Origin of the sequence: Dactylosporangium sp. CS-033363, from assembly GCF_050942475.1 — a bacterium.
GTDB lineage: Bacteria > Actinomycetota > Actinomycetes > Mycobacteriales > Micromonosporaceae > Dactylosporangium.
The window spans coordinates 8231627-8246713 of sequence record NZ_CP192032.1; the positions used below are offsets into that span (position 1 = coordinate 8231627).

At 73.2% G+C, this 15087-nt stretch carries 17 protein-coding genes; 9 read left to right on the forward strand and 8 right to left on the reverse strand.

Features of this window, described 5'->3' with window-relative positions; translation table 11 throughout:
* Nucleotides 1-26: 26 nt before the first annotated feature.
* Nucleotides 27-896 (forward strand): alpha/beta fold hydrolase, encoded by an 870-nt coding sequence (locus ACQPZ4_RS37945; protein WP_433047058.1) that lies wholly within the window; start codon nt 27-29, stop codon nt 894-896.
* A gap of 215 nt (nt 897-1111) precedes the next feature.
* Here ACQPZ4_RS37945 and ACQPZ4_RS37950 read toward each other — a convergent pair whose 3' ends face one another.
* The 3 genes from ACQPZ4_RS37950 to ACQPZ4_RS37960 form a co-directional block, all read right to left on the reverse strand.
* On the reverse strand, nt 1112-1525 hold the full coding sequence (locus ACQPZ4_RS37950) for a TrmH family RNA methyltransferase (protein WP_433047061.1): 414 nt from the start codon (nt 1523-1525) through the stop codon (nt 1112-1114).
* A gap of 200 nt (nt 1526-1725) precedes the next feature.
* Entirely contained in the window at nt 1726-2151 is a 426-nt protein-coding gene (locus ACQPZ4_RS37955) for a hypothetical protein (RefSeq protein ID WP_433047064.1), read from the reverse strand.
* A gap of 55 nt (nt 2152-2206) precedes the next feature.
* Entirely contained in the window at nt 2207-3211 is a 1005-nt protein-coding gene (locus ACQPZ4_RS37960) for a MerR family transcriptional regulator (protein ID WP_433047067.1), read from the reverse strand.
* 66 nt (nt 3212-3277) lie between these two features.
* Here ACQPZ4_RS37960 and ACQPZ4_RS37965 point away from each other — a divergent pair, with 66 nt between their 5' ends.
* Nucleotides 3278-4081: an SDR family oxidoreductase gene (locus ACQPZ4_RS37965; RefSeq protein ID WP_433047070.1), complete on the forward strand. Its 804-nt coding sequence runs from the start codon at nt 3278-3280 to the stop codon at nt 4079-4081.
* A gap of 58 nt (nt 4082-4139) precedes the next feature.
* Here ACQPZ4_RS37965 and ACQPZ4_RS37970 read toward each other — a convergent pair whose 3' ends face one another.
* The 4 genes from ACQPZ4_RS37970 to ACQPZ4_RS37985 form a co-directional block, all read right to left on the reverse strand.
* Entirely contained in the window at nt 4140-5222 is a 1083-nt protein-coding gene (locus ACQPZ4_RS37970; RefSeq protein ID WP_433047073.1) for a Pecanex-like protein 1, read from the reverse strand.
* Nucleotides 5223-5372: 150 nt separating this feature from the next.
* Nucleotides 5373-6014 carry a DUF1775 domain-containing protein gene (locus ACQPZ4_RS37975; RefSeq protein ID WP_433047076.1) on the reverse strand — a complete coding sequence of 214 codons (642 nt, stop codon included), beginning with the start codon at nt 6012-6014 and terminating at the stop codon, nt 5373-5375.
* Nucleotides 6015-6138: 124 nt separating this feature from the next.
* Entirely contained in the window at nt 6139-6858 is a 720-nt protein-coding gene (locus ACQPZ4_RS37980) for a hypothetical protein (RefSeq protein ID WP_433047079.1), read from the reverse strand.
* 280 nt (nt 6859-7138) lie between these two features.
* Entirely contained in the window at nt 7139-7495 is a 357-nt protein-coding gene (locus ACQPZ4_RS37985; RefSeq protein WP_433047082.1) for an STAS domain-containing protein, read from the reverse strand.
* 140 nt (nt 7496-7635) lie between these two features.
* Between ACQPZ4_RS37985 and ACQPZ4_RS37990 the strand changes: the two genes are divergently transcribed.
* The 6 genes from ACQPZ4_RS37990 (at nt 7636) to ACQPZ4_RS38015 (ending at nt 13100) form a co-directional block, all read left to right on the forward strand.
* Nucleotides 7636-9129: a SpoIIE family protein phosphatase gene (locus tag ACQPZ4_RS37990; RefSeq protein WP_433047085.1), complete on the forward strand. Its 1494-nt coding sequence runs from the start codon at nt 7636-7638 to the stop codon at nt 9127-9129.
* The gene (locus tag ACQPZ4_RS37995) at nt 9126-10130 is read left to right on the forward strand and encodes a cobalamin B12-binding domain-containing protein (RefSeq protein ID WP_433047088.1); all 1005 of its coding nucleotides are present in this window, start codon (nt 9126-9128) and stop codon (nt 10128-10130) included. Before ACQPZ4_RS37990 ends, ACQPZ4_RS37995 begins: the two co-directional genes overlap by 4 nt.
* A gap of 62 nt (nt 10131-10192) precedes the next feature.
* Nucleotides 10193-10693 (forward strand): SigE family RNA polymerase sigma factor, encoded by a 501-nt coding sequence (locus ACQPZ4_RS38000; RefSeq protein ID WP_433047091.1) that lies wholly within the window; start codon nt 10193-10195, stop codon nt 10691-10693.
* Nucleotides 10693-11709 (forward strand): DUF4232 domain-containing protein, encoded by a 1017-nt coding sequence (locus ACQPZ4_RS38005; protein ID WP_433047094.1) that lies wholly within the window; start codon nt 10693-10695, stop codon nt 11707-11709. The genes ACQPZ4_RS38000 and ACQPZ4_RS38005 overlap by 1 nt, the downstream gene beginning before the upstream one ends.
* Nucleotides 11710-11716: 7 nt before the next feature.
* Nucleotides 11717-12676: a TY-Chap domain-containing protein gene (locus ACQPZ4_RS38010; RefSeq protein WP_433047097.1), complete on the forward strand. Its 960-nt coding sequence runs from the start codon at nt 11717-11719 to the stop codon at nt 12674-12676.
* Between the two features lie 34 nt (nt 12677-12710).
* Nucleotides 12711-13100: a hypothetical protein gene (locus tag ACQPZ4_RS38015; RefSeq protein WP_433047100.1), complete on the forward strand. Its 390-nt coding sequence runs from the start codon at nt 12711-12713 to the stop codon at nt 13098-13100.
* Here the strand turns inward: ACQPZ4_RS38015 and ACQPZ4_RS38020 are convergent.
* Complete coding sequence (locus ACQPZ4_RS38020) at nt 13087-14517, reverse strand: family 43 glycosylhydrolase (protein ID WP_433047103.1); 1431 nt, start codon at nt 14515-14517, stop codon at nt 13087-13089. The two genes, ACQPZ4_RS38015 and ACQPZ4_RS38020, sit on opposite strands and share 14 nt — an antisense overlap.
* Before the next feature lie 59 nt (nt 14518-14576).
* Here ACQPZ4_RS38020 and ACQPZ4_RS38025 point away from each other — a divergent pair, with 59 nt between their 5' ends.
* Nucleotides 14577-15083, forward strand: a complete 507-nt coding sequence (locus ACQPZ4_RS38025) for a flavin reductase family protein (RefSeq protein WP_433047106.1) — start codon at nt 14577-14579, stop codon at nt 15081-15083.
* Nucleotides 15084-15087: the final 4 nt, after the last annotated feature.

Here is a 15087-nt window from a genome sequence, read left to right on the forward strand (position 1 = left end):
GCGTGTTTCCCGGCATGATGGGCGCCATGACCGAGACCCGCACCCTAGAGGCACCCGGCGCCACCATCACCTACGACGTGCGAGGCCCCTTACCCCCGACGGACGGCCACCTCCCCCTGGTCATGATCGGCCAGCCGATGTCGGCCGAGGGCTTCACCTCCCTGGCCGCGAACTTCCCAGACCGCACGGTCATCACGTACGACCCCCGCGGCCTGGGCCGCAGCGTCCGCACCGACGGCCGAACGGACAACACCGCGGAACAACAGGCCGCCGACCTGCACCTCCTGGTAGCGACGCTGACCACCGGCCAGGTGGACGTCTTCGCCAGCAGCGGCGGCGCGGTCACGGCCCTGGAATGGGTCCGCGCCCACCCGGACGACATCGCCACCCTGGTGGCCCACGAGCCCCCGCTGAACCGCATCCTCCCGGACGCCGAGGCCGTCGACCGAGCCCGAGCCGCCTTCAACGAGGCGTACGAGTCCAAGGGCATGGGCGCCGGCATGGCCGCCTTCCTGGTGATGACCTCCTGGCAGGGCGAGTTCACCGACGAGTACTTCGCCCAGCCGCTCCCCGACCCGGCGGCCTTCGGCATGCCCGCGGAGGACGACGGCTCCAGGAACGACCCCCTGCTGTCGAAGGTCTCCTGGCCGGTCAGCGACTACCTCCCGGACGTGGCCGCCTTGAAGGCCGCTCCCACCCGCATCGTGATCGCGGTGGGCGAGGAGTCCGCAGGCACGTACACGGCCCGCACCGCCGAGGCCATGGCCGCCCTGCTCGACCAGCAGCCAACGGTGTTCCCGAGCCACCACGGCGGCTTCATCGGCGGCGAGTTCGGCTACGCCGGCAAGCCGGAGGAGTTCGCCACCAAACTCCGCGAGGTCCTCGCCACCCCCTGACAACCACCGCCCACGCCACGCCGCGCCGACGTGCAACCCGACACGACCACACGACGGCAGCGGCGCTGGCACACCACCGCCCACCGCCCACGCCCCGCCGACGTGCAACCCGACACGACCACACGACGGCAGCGGCAACGGCGCACCAACGCCCATGCCACGCCGCGCCGATGCGCGGCCCGGCGCGGCCGGACGACGGCAGTGGCAAGGGCGCTCTACAGAAGTCCGGCCAGTTTGTAGAGGACGAGCGAGCCGGCCACGGCGACGTTCAGGCTCTGCCCCGTGCCCACCATCGGGATTTCCACGGCGGCGTCGAGCAGGTCCAAGGCCTCCGGCGGGATGCCGGTCGACTCGTGGCCCAGGACCATGACGGTGCGTTGGCGAGCGGCCGGAAGGTCGGCCAGCCGCACGGCCTCGTCGGCGAGTTCGACGCCGAGGATGCGGCTTCCGGCGGTTCGTTCGGTCGTGAGCCAGTGGACGGGGTTGGCGACGCGGTGTACGCACGTCGGGTGGCGCAGGGTGTTGCCTCTTGCCAGCGCCTCGTCGACCCAGGACCAGGGCGGGACGACCAGGCAGGCACCCACAGCGTCGCAGGTGCGCAACAACGTGCCCAGGTTGGCGCCGTGCATGGGCCACAGGGGCGCGGCGAGGAGGTGGCCCCAGCAGCGGTGCCGACGTGGGCGGCGGTTGGAACGGATCTCTTTGCGGGTCCGCACTCGGATGGCGGTCGTACTCACATAGGGGCGTGCTTCTCGGCGCACGCTAGGCCATCGACGGCGACAGGCCTGACCGACGATCTACTCGACGGCCCTCGAACTCAGAACCTCCCTCAGGATATCGCCCCCAAGGTGTCATCCAGGTGTCGAATCCCGCCCCGGATCATCGTCCCGTAGTCGTCGTCGGCCAGGTGGTGCTCGTGGGCCCGCGCCAGGGCCAGGTGCTCCCGCGCGAGCACGGGGTGGTCGAGGCGCCGGTGGACGTCCGCGAGGTTGAGGTGCAGCGACGGCAGGAAACTCGCCGCCTGCGCCGTGGGCAGGCCGGTCGATGCCTCCAGCGCGCGCTCGTCCCACTCCAGCTCCACCGCCGGGTCGTCCTGCAGGTCGGCCAGGTAGTGCGCCAGCGCGCACCGGTGCAGGGCGTCGTCCGAGGCCAGCGTGGACCAGATGGCAACCAGCTCGTCGCGCGCCGCGAGGCGTTCCCCGGCGCGGCCCCGCGAGACCGCGGCGCCGATGCGGGTCATGGTGTCGTCGGTCATCGGTCTCCTTTGACGGGTGGTGAAGTCGCCGCCGTCGGCCGAGCGACGGGCATGATCAGGGTCGTGAAGCCGCCGCCGTCGGCCGAGCGACGGGCATGATCAAGGTGGTGAAGTCGCTGTCGTCGGCCGAGTGCACGACGACCGGCAGGTCCGGGGCGCCGATCCGCAGCAGGACGTCGGGCCCGAGGGCGGCGGCCACAGCGGGGTACAACGTGGAGAACTGGAAGCTGATCGCCACCGGCCCGCCCGTGACGGCCGCCGGGACCTCCGCCGCCGCGATCCGCAGGCCGCCGTCGATCACCAGGTCCAGCCGCGCGGACGGATCGGGACCGAGGGCCTCCAGGAACGCCTCCCGCGGGACGACCACCTGGGCGATCGGGGCGGGCAGCCCGTCGAGGACGACCCGGTAGTCGGGAAACGGCTCCCGCAGCGTGGGCAGGACCCGATCGCCGATCCGCAGCTCCCCGTCGTCGGGCGCCGGGAGCCGCACGGTGTCCTGAGCCGCCAGCCAGGGACGCAACGCCTCCAGCACGCCCACCTCGACGACCGCCGTGGAGGCCTCGACACCCCCGACAACGGGCAGGGAGCGGATCGCCAGGCGGAACCGGTCGGTGGCGACCAGCCGCAGCTCGCCCTCCGCCACCTCGAACAGGACCCCGCCCAGCGCCGGGAACTCGCCGCCCCGGGCCGCCGCCGGGGCCACCTGGGAGACAGCCTCGGCCAGCAGCCGGCCCGGCAGAGCCACACCGGCAGGCGAGGCGAAGCCGTCCAGCAGCGCGCGGGTCGCCGCAACCGCGCGTTCCATCGACTCCAGGTGGCGGGTCAGCAGGGCCGAGGCGTCGGCGGGCGGGCCGGTGAGGACCCGGCGTACGTCGACCAGGGGCAGCCCGGCCTCGCGCAGCCGGCGGATCAGCAGCACCTCCTCGAGCTGGGCCGGCGAGTAGGAGCGGTAGCCCGTGGCCGCGTCCACCGAGGCGGGCCGGACCAGGCCGCACTCGTCGTAGAAGCGCAGCGCGCTGGGCGTGATGCCGGCGACCCGCGCGAACGCTCCGATGCTCATGTGTTCCCCCACGCCACCCATCCTGGAGGTTCAAGCAACCCGAAGGTCAAGCGATAGGGTGCAGCGATGCAGCGCACCGCATTGGTGACCGGGGCCTCGTCCGGCATCGGGAAGGCGACCGCCGCGGCGCTGGTCGCGCGCGGGTACCGGGTCCTGGGCACCAGCCGGCGGCCCGGGGAACTCGGCGCGGAGCACCGGGCCGAAGGGGTGGAGTACCTGCCGCTCGACCTCGGGGACGACGCCTCCGTCGACGCACTGGCGAGTTCCGCAGGACCGGTCGACATCCTCGTCAACAACGCGGGCGAGAGTCAGTCGGGGCCGTTCGAGGAGCTGCCCGGCGATGCGCTGCGGCGGGTGTTCCAGGTGAACGTCCTCGGGCCCGTGCGGCTCGCACAGTTGCTCGTGCCCGGCATGCGTGAGCGCCGGTACGGCCGGATCGTCATGATCGGATCCATGCTCGCCTCGTTCCCGCTCGCGTACCGCTCCTCCTACGTGGCGACGAAGGCGGCCCTCAAGGGCTTCAGCGACGGCGCGCGGCACGAGTACTCGCCGTTCGGCGTCTGGTTCACGACCGTCGAGCCGGGGTCGATCAATACCGGGATCAGTGGGCGGCGCACGCAGTACAACAGCGAAACCTCGCCGCATCGGGAGGATTTCGAGCGGATGCTCGCCGCGCTGAACCGCAACGAGAGTGCCGGGACGTCGGCCGAGCGGGTCGCGGCCACCATCGTGAAGGCGATCGAGGCTTCGCGGCCCAAGGCGCTCTACGCGGTGGGCAGCAACGCGGCGCTCGTGTTCCCGCTCAAGCGCCTGGTGCCCACCGCGTTCGTCGAGAAGGCCACCCACCGCCGCCACGACCTGAGCCGCTGAGTTCCGCACGCCAAGGCGGGGTGGGCCCGGACCCACCCCGCCTTCGGCAGCGAGCGACCTAGTTGGTGACCGTGATCCGGACCGAGTCGAAGGCCGGGACCTCGTTGGCCTTCTGCATCATCGGGATGCGGTGCGAGCCGTCACCGGCCCACGAGGCGCACTGGGCGGTGCCCGCGGTCGGCATGCCCGTCACGTTGATGGTGACGGTGTCCGGCTGGGCGCCGCCGGCCTTGTCCTCGGTGGCGACGAAGAACGCCGGGGCCACCGTCGGGTCGGGCGCGCTGCGCGTGGTGGCCAGCATCCGGCACGCGGTGTGGAAGTGGCCGCGGGTCAGGCCGTCGGGCGTGAGGAACGCGCTTTCGAGGTAGTACCCGCCGGCCGCCGCGCCGAGGAAGCGGTCGCGGACCAGGTTGCGGGTGCTGACCTGCAGCGTGAAGGCCTGGCCGACGCGGACCCGCTGCGGGGCCCGGGTGATGAGCAGCGTGGGGTTCTTGTCCTGGCTGCTGACCTCGCCGAACGCGGTGCTCACGCAGCGCGGGGCGTCCTGGAAGCCGGTGTGCGCGGCGAGGCGGCTCTGGCTGCAGTCGTTGCCGAGCGTCTCGAGCGTGGTGCCGTTGCTGCTGCCGGCCGACGGTACGCCGGTCGCGCCGGTCGACCCGGTGTTGGTCGGGGCCGGGGTCGGGCAGTTCGGGTTGACCCGGCGCCACTGCGGGCGGCCGTTGACCTGGCCGTCGCCGAGGTGGTTGGTCACCCGGTGGCCGTTCTGGTTGCCGCCGTCGACGTCGCCGGCGGTCTGGTTGGGCTTGGGCACGGCCCCGGCGGCCGGGTCGGCGCCCTCCTCGGGCGGGGCGCTCGCGGAGGCCTTGGCGTTGGGGTTGGCGGTGTTGGTGCGGCCGGCGCCGGTCGCCGGGGTCTTGCCCGGGGTGGTCGCGCACGCCGCGGGCGCCTGGCCCTGGCCGGGTCCCCGCTTGCGGGTGGCGGCGTCGGCGAGCTGGGTCGTGGCGAGGCCCGCACCGAAGGCGACGACCGCCGCGATGATGGTGATCACCCGGATCTTGCTGCGCGGCTGGGGCTGGTCCTCGAGCGAGCGATCCGGCTCGTCATCCTCGAACCCGCGCCACCGTGCTGACCTTCGCTGCATGGCGGAAAACCTCTCTGGGGGTAAAACCTCTTTTTCGAATGTCAACCTAGAATCGCCGATTGACCGGCGTCAACCATGGAAGAGCGATCTAAGAAACATTAAAGACGCCCGCAAAACGCCGTTGAATAACAGCATTTGGGCAGGTGGAAGCTATGCCGCAGGTTTTTCTCCGACAACCGGCCGGCGATTCTGCAGTACCACGCTGACAATGCAGATCGCGGCAATGAACAACAGCGCGACCAGACTCCAGGTCAGATAATTGGTACCGCCGGAAGAAGGCGCAGGCGGAGGAGCGGCATCATTCGCAACGGGGGCCGCCGCGCCATGCTCGGCATGCCCGGCGCCGGCTTTCAGCACCAGCGGGCCGTTCCACTTGGTCTGCGTCCCGTCCGAGTTGAACAGGGTCACCGCGAAGGCCAGCCGGTCCACCGCGGGCAGCGGCCCGATCGAGAGGTACAGCTCCGTCCTGCCACCGGGCGGCAGCGCACGCCCCTCCATCGCGACCCACTTGACCCCGGTGGTCACCTCGGTGATCTGATACCCGTGCAGCGACGCGACCGGCTTGTCGATCTTCACGTTGGTCATCGACGGGGCCCAGTCGTCGACCGACAGCGGGTACACCTCGGCGATCGGCGTCTCGCCCGGCAGCTGCACGTCGATCGCGGTGATCGAGGCGCTCGGGCTGTCGTTGGCGATCCGGAACGTCAGGTCGGCCCCGTCGCCCTGCACGGCCTCGGCCGGCGTCACCGCCACGTCGGCCCGCGCGGGCGCGGCGATCCCGAGCAGGGCCACGACCCCGGCGCCGGCGAGGGCGGCGCGGACGGTCCACCGCGATCGCCGCTGAGTCTGCTCCTGCGTGTACCTCACACCGGGTTGTTCGTAGCGGCGGCCCGCAGGGTTCAAGCCGCGGGCAAGATTATTTGGCGCGTTTCGCGTCGGTTCGGCTGAGCACGGTCCCGACCATCCGCCGCCAGTCCGTGTCGAACTCCGGGCCGGTACTGTGCTCCCCCACCCAGTACACCGCGTAACTGGCCACGACCACGGCGTTGCCCCGGCCCACCACGGCGACCGCGATGTCGGCGGAGCCCGGGTAGGTCGGCTCGTACACCTTGTGCCGCAGCGTCACGAAGCCCTTCCACCCGCCGGATTCGAGCGGCTCGATGGTGCTCGTCTCGGTGTAGCCGGCCTCGGAGGACTCCTCGCGCGGACCGGCGCTGCGCGTGGCGCTCGGCGGGCAGGCCTCCATGGCGTCCTGCAGCTTGGTGAACGCCGCCTCCATCGCGGGCGCGTCGGCGTACGCGAGGCCCATCTGGTCGAAGGCCTGCGCGCCCTTGTCGCCCTCGTCGGCCAGCGCCGCCGCGATGACGCCGGGCGTGCCGGGGATCGGCGGGCGGGTCGGGACGCCGGGGCACAGCGGGGTCAGCGTCGTCGTGGGCGGCTGCTGTTCGGGGCGTTTCCAGCTGGTACCGACGTCCGCCGGCTCCAGCACGCCCGCCTTGAGCGCCGCCGTGGTGTAGGTGGCGTCGCGGTCGGCGGTGGCCCCGTCATCGCCCGAGCAGCCCGCCAGTCCCAGGGCCAGCGTCACCGCGGCACAACCGGCCGTCACCATCCGAATCGCGCTCGTCGCCATCGACACGCGGTCATCCTGGCAGCCGCGCGCCGGCACGCAGCGTCGCCAAAGGAAGACCTAAGGAAGACCCGAGACGCGCGAAAACGTCGTTGGCCGGCGCGACGGCTGCCGTGCTGCGTTGGGCGATGACCCCGGTGGAGCCACCCTGCTGCCGCGCCGACCAGGTCTCAATACCTATCGGGTGTGAGCGTTCCCAGAACTCGTCCGAACGGTCGTCAGTCGCCGTCGCGTGGGAGGGCTCCCGGCAACCTGATCCGGCAATCGGCCACGAACGAGTGACGGCGCGCTATGCCGCGCTGGTGTCTTCCTCGAACGTGAGCAGCGTCGCCAGGCCGGTGAGTTCGAACTGCTCGGCGATGACGCCGGGTACGCTCCGCAGCGCGTAGTGCATGCCCGACCTGCGGGCCCGCTGCCAGCCGCTGACGATGACGCCGAGGCCGGTGCTGTCCAGAAAGCGCAGTCGCGACAGGTCGACCACGACGCCGGGCGGCCGCCGCTCGATCGCCCCGAACAGGGCGGCGCGCAGGTCACCGGCGGTGTCGTAGTCGACCTCGCCGTGCACGCACACCACCGTCACGCCGCCGGGCTCGCCGGCGACGGTGATCTGCAGCATCGCCGAGTCGCGCTGGTCGCTGACTGTCATCGCGAGGGCTCTCCGATCTGGGGAATCGACCCGTCAGGCCAGCGTAAGGCCAAGGTCGCGAGCGTGCATGGCGGATCACGGGCGCGTAGGCTCGGACCGGAACGCACCGGCCACGGATTGGACGACCAATGAACGCACCGATGGGTGCGCCCGACACGGCCGCGCTCCGCGGGACGGTTCCCGACGCCGCCCTGGTGCGCCTCCTCGACCACGTCGACGAGGGCGTGCTGCTCTGCGACGACACCGGATTCGTCCGGTACCGCAACCCGGCCGCGATGGCGATGCTGCCCGCGGTACACCCGGGAATGCCCTTGCCCGCGAACCTGCGGGGCCGCCGGGTCGAGCTCGGGGCCGGGCAGGTGGCGTGGTATCTCGATCGCGCCGGCGACTCCGCCGCCTTCCTCGCCGCCACCGCGCGGCGCCTCGGCGGCATGCTCAACGCCGACCGGGTCTGCAAGGCGACCGTCGAGCTGGCGGTGCAGTCCCTCGGCGAGGCGGCCCTGCTCGTGGTGCCCACCCGCCGCGGCCGGGCCCGCTGCTGGCACGCCGCCGGCGCCGCGCCCGTGCGGCAGGAGCAGGTCACGCTGGCCGCGATGCCGGCCGCGGTGCGCGACACGCTCGACGGCAACCCGGTCGCCCAGCCGTTCCTGTGGCCGGGCGGCACCGCGTTCCTCGGCGGCTCCGCGACCCCGGCCGCGTGGGTCGTGCCGATCCTGGCCGCGGGCGGGCCGGCCGCCGCGCTGGTCGTCGCCGAACTCGACGACGCCCGCGTGGACGCGCTCAACGACTTCGCCGCGCGGGTGGGTGCCGCGCTGGAGGCCGCGCAGCTGTACGCCGCGCAGTCCCGCGTCGCCGCCACGCTGCAGGAGAGCCTGCTGCCCGAGACCCCGCCGCCGGTCGCCGGGCTCGCCTGGGGCACCGCCTACCGCCCGGCCCGCTCCACGATGCAGATCGGCGGCGACTTCTACGGCGCCCACCCGACCAGCGGCGGCGGCGCCATGTTCTTCCTCGGCGACGTGTCCGGCAAGGGCGTCGACGCGGCCGTGCTCACCGGCCAGGTCCGGCACAGCCTGCGCGCGCTGCGCCGGGTCGAGGACGACCCGCTGCGGCTGCTGCACGTGCTCAACGACATGCTGCTCGAGGGCGTCTCCGACGGCCGGTTCGCCACCATGGTGCTCGGCACCGCGCAGCCCCGCCAGGGCGGCGGGCTGAGGCTGAGCCTGGCCGGCGGCGGGCACCTGCCCCCGCTGGTGCTGCGGGCCGACGGCACGGTGGAGACCGTCGCGCTGCGCGGCATGCTCGTCGGCGTCACCGACACCCCGACCTTCGGCCGGCACACGGTGCGCCTGGAGCCCGGCGAGAGCTGCGTGCTGTTCACCGACGGCGTCACGGAGGCGCGCGGCGGGCATCGCGGCGACGAGATGTACGGCCTGCGCCGCCTCACCACCGCGCTCGCCGGCTGCCACGCCATGCCCGCGCCGGCCCTCGCCGAGCGCGTGGAGCAGCTCACCACCGACTGGCTCGGCGGCCGCGACCACGACGACATCGCGGTCCTGGCCGTGCGGGCGGCGCCGGTGCGCACGGGCGGCCCGCGCCACCTGCACGCGGTCCAGCGCGGGGTCGCGGTGTCATGACCGCGTACGACGACTACGTCGCCTGCCTGGGCGCCGCCGACGAGGAGGGCGCCGTCGACGTGGCGTGCGCCCTGCTCGACGCGGGCGTGAGCGCCGAGCGCGTGCTGCTCGACGTCGTCGCGCCCGCGCAGGCCCAGGTCGGCGAGTGGTGGCAGCGCAACGAGTGGAGCGTCGCGCAGGAGCACGCGGCCACGCACATCAGCGAGCGGGTCGTCGCCGCGCTGGGCACCCTCGCCTCCCGCGGCCGCGCGGGCGCCCAGCGGCGGGTCGTGATCGCCTGCCTCGACGGCGAGTGGCACGCCCTGCCGGCCCGGATCGTCTCCGAGGTGCTGCGGATGCGCGGCTGGCAGGTCACGTTCCTCGGCGCCAGCGTGCCGGTCGCGCACCTCGTGTCCTACCTGCACGCCAACGACATCGACGCGGTCGCGCTCAGTTGCGCGCTGGCCACCCGGCTGCCGATGGCCCACCGCGCCGTGCAGGCCTGCCACCGTACCGAGGTCCCGCTCATCGTCGGCGGCCGCGGCTTCGGCCCCGGCGGCCGCTGGGCCCGCACCATCGGCGCCTGCTGGGCGGCCGACGCGACCGGGGCGGCCGACCTGCTCGACGACCGCGAGGCGCTGCGCACGCCCCCGCCGGAGGCCCTGGCCCACCTCGCCGACGACGAGCACACCGCCCTGGTGAAGCGGCGCGGCGACCTGGTCGAGGAGGCCGCGGCCGAGCTGCGCCGGGTCTTCCCGCCGATGCGCGGCTACTCGCCGGCCCAGCTCGACGCGACCATGGCCGACCTGGCCCACATCGTGGACTTCCTCACCTCCGCCGTGTTCGTGGACGACCCCGAGCTGTTCACCGGGTTCCTGGCGTGGACGGCCGGGGTGCTGCGCAGCCGCGGGGTGCCGGCGACGAGCCTGGTGGTGCCGCTGGAGCGGTACCGGACGCTGCTCTACGACTTCCCCCGCACCGGCCGCATGCTGGCGGCGGGGCTGGAGGAACTCGCCGCGTAAAGCGGCGCGAGGCGGCGTAGACCCGCGTGCAACCTTTTGCGCCCCGGTGGTGTCCTTGGTGCATGCCGAGCTGGGACGCCCCGCCCTCGTTCGAGGACTACGTGCGGGACCGACACCGCGAGCTGCTGCGATTCGCCTATCTGCTCAGCGGCGACCAGCACCTCGCGGCCGACCTCGTGCAGGACGCGCTGGAGCGCACCGGCATGGCCTGGCGGCGCGTGCAGAAACAGGACGACCCCGGCGGGTACGTGCGGCGCATCGTCGTCAACCGCTACCTGAACCGGGTCCGCTCGCTGCGCCGGGAGCGCCTCACCGACGCCACGCCCGACGTCGCGCACGTCGACGCCGAGCCCCCGGACGGCGAGCTGTGGCAGGCGATCGTGGCGCTGCCCAAGCAGCAGCGGGCGGTCCTGGTGCTGCGGTACTACGACGACTTCTCCGAGCAGCAGGTGGCGGCCGCGCTCGGCTGCTCGGTCGGCACCGTGAAGAGCAACGCCTCCCGCGCCCTGGCCAAGCTCCGGGCCGCGCTCGGCACCCGCGACCTCGACGGGAGCGACGTCTGATGGACCTCGAGCAGCTGATCCGCCGGGAACTCGGCGACGAGCGGCACATGCCGACGGGGTGGGCCGCACCCGTCGAGCGCGTCCAGGCGGGCATCCGGCGGCGGAAGCGGCGGCGGTACACGACGATGGCCGCGATCGTCGCCGGTGCCGTCCTCGCCGGCGTGGGCGTGCTCGCCCTCCCCGTGCCCGGCGCGCAACCGGCGCAGGGGGTCATCGCGTGGGAGCGGGCCGAGGCGAGCCTGCCCACCCTGTCCCGCCGCAGCCCCCGCCCGGACGCGAGCCCGTGTGCCGCCGACGATCTGTCGCCCGGCCCATGGCTGGACGGGACCTCGACCGCCGCCGACGGCACGGTGACGTACACGGTGCTGGTCCCGAGCATCCGCTCGGCCCGCTGCACGCTGAGCGGCACGCCGTCGCTCGAGGCCGACGGGGCGGACGTGCCGACCGGCCCGCTCGCGCCCCGGGCCGACGGCGCGCAGACGCCCGCGACGGTCGACCCCGGCGAACCGGTCCGCGTGGAGATCGCGGTCACGCCGTGCCCCGGCGGGAAGCCCTCGCCGCACCACCAGCTGGCCGTCACCTGGGGCGACGGCCGCGGCTACGCGGTGCCGAACGTTCCCGACGCGGGTTGCGGTTACGCGATCAGCCCGTGGTACGTCCAGGCGCCCCTGCTCAACGCCCCGCTCACCGTCACCATGGCCGTGCCGAAGGTGGCGGAGCGCGGCACGACCCTGGTCTACCAGGTCAAGGTCACGAACACCTTCCCGCGGGCGTTCCGGCTGGAGCCGTGCCCGGCGTACCGGCAGGGCATCGCCGGCACCGCGAGGACCTACCGCCTCAACTGTGCCGCGCGCTCGATCCCGCCGCATTCGACCGTGACGTACGAGATGCGGCTCGACATCCCGTCCACCGTGGACCCCGGGCCCACGAAGGTCACGTGGATGGCGGCGTTCGCCGACGGGACAGTCGCCATTGGGGAAATCGCCACCGCGGGGGCGGCGACGACTTTGACATGATCGACACATGGGGACTTTGGACGACGCGATCGACTGGGACACCTTCGCCCGGGGGCTCGCGCTCGACTTCGGGCAGTGCGCGTTCGACGACGCGGTGATCCTGCGGTTCGGCGCGGACCGGTACGTGCAGTACATCCAGAACCTCGAATCGATCACGGTCGAGGTGAGCGACCTCGACGCGGCCGCGCTCACCGCCGGGGAGCACGAGTACCTGGCCGGGGAGGGCTTCGCGCCGCCGGACGACGGCTGGACCTGGAAGCGGGACATTCCGTGGCAGCCGGAGCCGCAGCTCTTCCACCGCATCGCCCACCTGGTCGCGAGCCTGCTGCGCAACCTGCACGGCGTCCGCTTCCCCGGCCAGCTCACGGTGGAGTCGTTCAACGTGCGCGGCCAGGGCGACTTCGAGCTGCCGTTCACCGGCCTCGCGCGGGAGCGGGCCGTGCTCAACGGCGAGATGCGCCAGGCCGACCTGCGCCTGCACGAGGCCGCGGCGAACCTCCTGCTGCAGACGACCGTCCCGGGCGCGCGGATCGTCGCCGTCATCCCCACCGCGGCCGACCGCCGGTCCACAGAGGACGGCTACGGCGACTTCTTCGTCGACCGGGTCGTGCTCGTCGAGGGCGAGGACCCGCACATCCTGCTCTGGCACCACATCGGGCCGAACGGGTTCACCGGCAGCCGGTACGTCCCCGCCCATCCCCCGGCCGACGGCCCGCTCCTGCGCGCCGAGCAGGGCGCCGCGCTGTACGTGCGCGATCTGTTGCAGCGCAACCGCATCCTGGCCGAGGCGCTGCGCGCGGACCCGGACCTGCACGCCCGGATGCACGCCGTCGTCGCCACCGGCCACCCCGACGCGGTCCGCGCCCAGCGGGTGCGCGTCGACGCCGAGGGCCAGATCACCACCACCCGGCTGCGCATGCAGGCGGACGAGCTGGACGTGCCGACGCTGAAAGTTTCAGCCGAATAGCGCGCGGTCCGCGCACCCCGTTAGCATCCCGAGCGTGATCCTGGCGCTGCTGCTCGACCTGGCCAACATCGCCGGGGGCTTCCTGCTGGCCGTCGCTCTGCTGCGGCGGCTGCCGCGGGTCGGCCCCGGGCTGGGCCGGTTCGCCGAGCGGATGGCCCCGTTCGGCTGGGTCGTCGGCATCTTCGCCCTCGCCCTCGGCGTGATGTTCGTGCTCATCCACCTGCTGCGGGGCTCGGGCATCTACATCTTCGAGCTGGTCGGCATCGCCGTCGGCCTGGCCCTGCTGTGGGACCGGCTCACCGGCCGCCCGTCGCCGGTCCCCCAGCCGAACGCCGACGGCACGACCGGGGTGGCGCTGATGCTCGCCATCTTCGGCGTCATCGCGATCCTGGTCGGCCTGGACGGTCTGATCACCCCGGACTGACCGGCCGGTACGCGAACCGCCGCACGACGCTCGCCCGCCCGACCTCCTCCACGCCGACGACCCGCCCCGTGAACCCGCCGGCGACCTCGGTGGCCAGGTAGCGCCCGTCCACGTCGGCCACCTTTGTGAATCCGTCTGCGTCGAGGTATCCCAGCTCGACCAGATCGGGCCCGGCCGCCGGCCCGTGCGCGACCGGATGCGGGCCGACCCGGATCGCCACGGTGGACGTTCGCGCACGTTCGCGCGCCAGCTCCCGCACGAACGGCCCGACGGTCGCCGAGGCCACGACCTCCCCGTCCACCAGCTCCACGTGCGCCCGGTGCCGCTCGTCCAACCGCAGCACCAGGCGCCCGGCCCCGCCCAGCTCGGCCGTCGCCATCCAGGCAAAATCCGTCACTCGTACCGCGAGCAGCCGCGCCTGCCCGCCCGCCGCGCCCAGCACCAGGCCGTCCGGGCCGGTCCGCGCGAACGAGGACGGATACGACCCCGGCGAAACCCAGCGCGTGTCCAGCGCGGCGAAGGAGTCGACGAAGGCGCCTTCCGCCGGCGGTACCGGATAGGCCTCCTCGTCCACGCAGGGCCATCCGGCGTCCCAGCGCACCCCGGCGAGGAACGTCTCCCGCCCGTTGACGTGCCAGCCGGGCGGGGACCCGTGCGGGCGCACCGCGAGGTAGACCATCGCCCACTCCCCGCCGGCCGTCTCGACCAGGTCGGCGTGCCCCGTGCTCTGCACCGGGTGCGTCGTGCTGCGATGGCTCAGGATCGGGTTGTGCGGACAGGGTTCGAACGGCCCGGAGATGCTGCGCGAACGCGCAACGGTGACCGCGTGCCCGCGCTCGGTCCCGCCCTCGGCGAGCAGGAGGTACCAGTAGTCGCCGCGGCGGTACAGGTGCGGCCCCTCGGGGTAGGCCAGCCCGGTCCCGGGCCACAGCGCGACCGGCTCGGACCGCAGCGCGCCCGTCTCGGGATCGAGCCGCGCCTGCCGGATCGGCTCGGGCCCGCCCGCCGACCAGGTCAGGAAGCAGTCGCCGCGCTCGTCCCAGGCCAGGTCGGGATCGATGCCGCTCGCGCCCCGGGTCACCACCGGCGTGCTCCACGGCCCGGCCGGGTCCTCGCTCCACACGAGGAGGTGGCCCTCCGCCGCCCGCGCGATGTCGGTCGTCACCATCCAGAAACGCCCGCCGTGGTACCGCAGGGTCGGCGCGAAAATCCCGCCGCTCCCAGCGCCCGAGGCCAGCGTGAGCTGCTCCGGCCGGTCGAGCACGTGCCCGATCCGCCGCCACCGCAGCAGGTCCCGGCTGGCGGAGACGGGCACCCCCGGCAGGTACTCGAACGAGGAGTTGACCAGGAAGTACTCGTCGCCGGCCCGGCACACCGACGGATCGGGATGAAACCCGGCCAGGATCGGCTCACTCATGGCCATGGATGCTAGCCGCTCTTGACCTCAACCCGGGTTGAGGTTTTACCGTGGAATCGGTGAGCGACGAGTTGGTGACCGGGTTCAGGGCCGCATTCCGCGGCTATCCGACCGGGGTGGCGATCATCTCCGTCGCCGGCCCCGACGGCCCGGCCGGCCTGACCGCCTCGAGCGTGGCCTCGGTCTCCCTGGCCCCGCCCGCCCTGTCGTTCTCGGTCATGGACTCCCCCTCGGCCAAGCTCATCACCGCCGCCCCCAGCCTCGTCGTCAACCTCCTCGGCGCCGCCCACGCCGACCTGGCCCACGACTTCGCCCGCCCCGGCGGCCCGAGGTTCACGCCCGACCAGGACTGGATCACGCTGCCGACGGGCGAACCGGCCCTGCGCGACGCCCAGGCCGTCATGCGCTGCCTCCCCCTGCACCGCGTCGCCGTGGGCGCCTCGACGGTGGTCGTGGCCGAGGTCACCACGGTCCTCACCGGCACCCCCGACGGCCGCCTGATCTACCACGAGCGCCGCTTCCACACGTTCCACGCCTCAGGAGATCCACAGCCGCGCCTGCGATGATCGT

Excerpts from the sequence above, each read along its gene's own strand:
- ACQPZ4_RS37945 (WP_433047058.1), top strand. The coding sequence starts at position 27 with ATGACCGAGACCCGCACCCTAGAGGCACCCGGCGCCACCATCACCTAC.
- ACQPZ4_RS37950 (WP_433047061.1), bottom strand. The coding sequence starts at position 1,525 with ATGCACGGCGCCAACCTGGGCACGTTGTTGCGCACCTGCGACGCTGTG.
- ACQPZ4_RS37955 (WP_433047064.1), bottom strand. The coding sequence starts at position 2,151 with ATGACCGACGACACCATGACCCGCATCGGCGCCGCGGTCTCGCGGGGC.
- ACQPZ4_RS37960 (WP_433047067.1), bottom strand. The coding sequence starts at position 3,211 with ATGAGCATCGGAGCGTTCGCGCGGGTCGCCGGCATCACGCCCAGCGCG.
- ACQPZ4_RS37965 (WP_433047070.1), top strand. The coding sequence starts at position 3,278 with ATGCAGCGCACCGCATTGGTGACCGGGGCCTCGTCCGGCATCGGGAAG.
- ACQPZ4_RS37970 (WP_433047073.1), bottom strand. The coding sequence starts at position 5,222 with ATGCAGCGAAGGTCAGCACGGTGGCGCGGGTTCGAGGATGACGAGCCG.
- ACQPZ4_RS37985 (WP_433047082.1), bottom strand. The coding sequence starts at position 7,495 with ATGACAGTCAGCGACCAGCGCGACTCGGCGATGCTGCAGATCACCGTC.
- ACQPZ4_RS37990 (WP_433047085.1), top strand. The coding sequence starts at position 7,636 with ATGGGTGCGCCCGACACGGCCGCGCTCCGCGGGACGGTTCCCGACGCC.
- ACQPZ4_RS37995 (WP_433047088.1), top strand. The coding sequence starts at position 9,126 with ATGACCGCGTACGACGACTACGTCGCCTGCCTGGGCGCCGCCGACGAG.
- ACQPZ4_RS38000 (WP_433047091.1), top strand. The coding sequence starts at position 10,193 with ATGCCGAGCTGGGACGCCCCGCCCTCGTTCGAGGACTACGTGCGGGAC.
- ACQPZ4_RS38005 (WP_433047094.1), top strand. The coding sequence starts at position 10,693 with ATGGACCTCGAGCAGCTGATCCGCCGGGAACTCGGCGACGAGCGGCAC.
- ACQPZ4_RS38010 (WP_433047097.1), top strand. The coding sequence starts at position 11,717 with ATGGGGACTTTGGACGACGCGATCGACTGGGACACCTTCGCCCGGGGG.
- ACQPZ4_RS38020 (WP_433047103.1), bottom strand. The coding sequence starts at position 14,517 with ATGAGTGAGCCGATCCTGGCCGGGTTTCATCCCGATCCGTCGGTGTGC.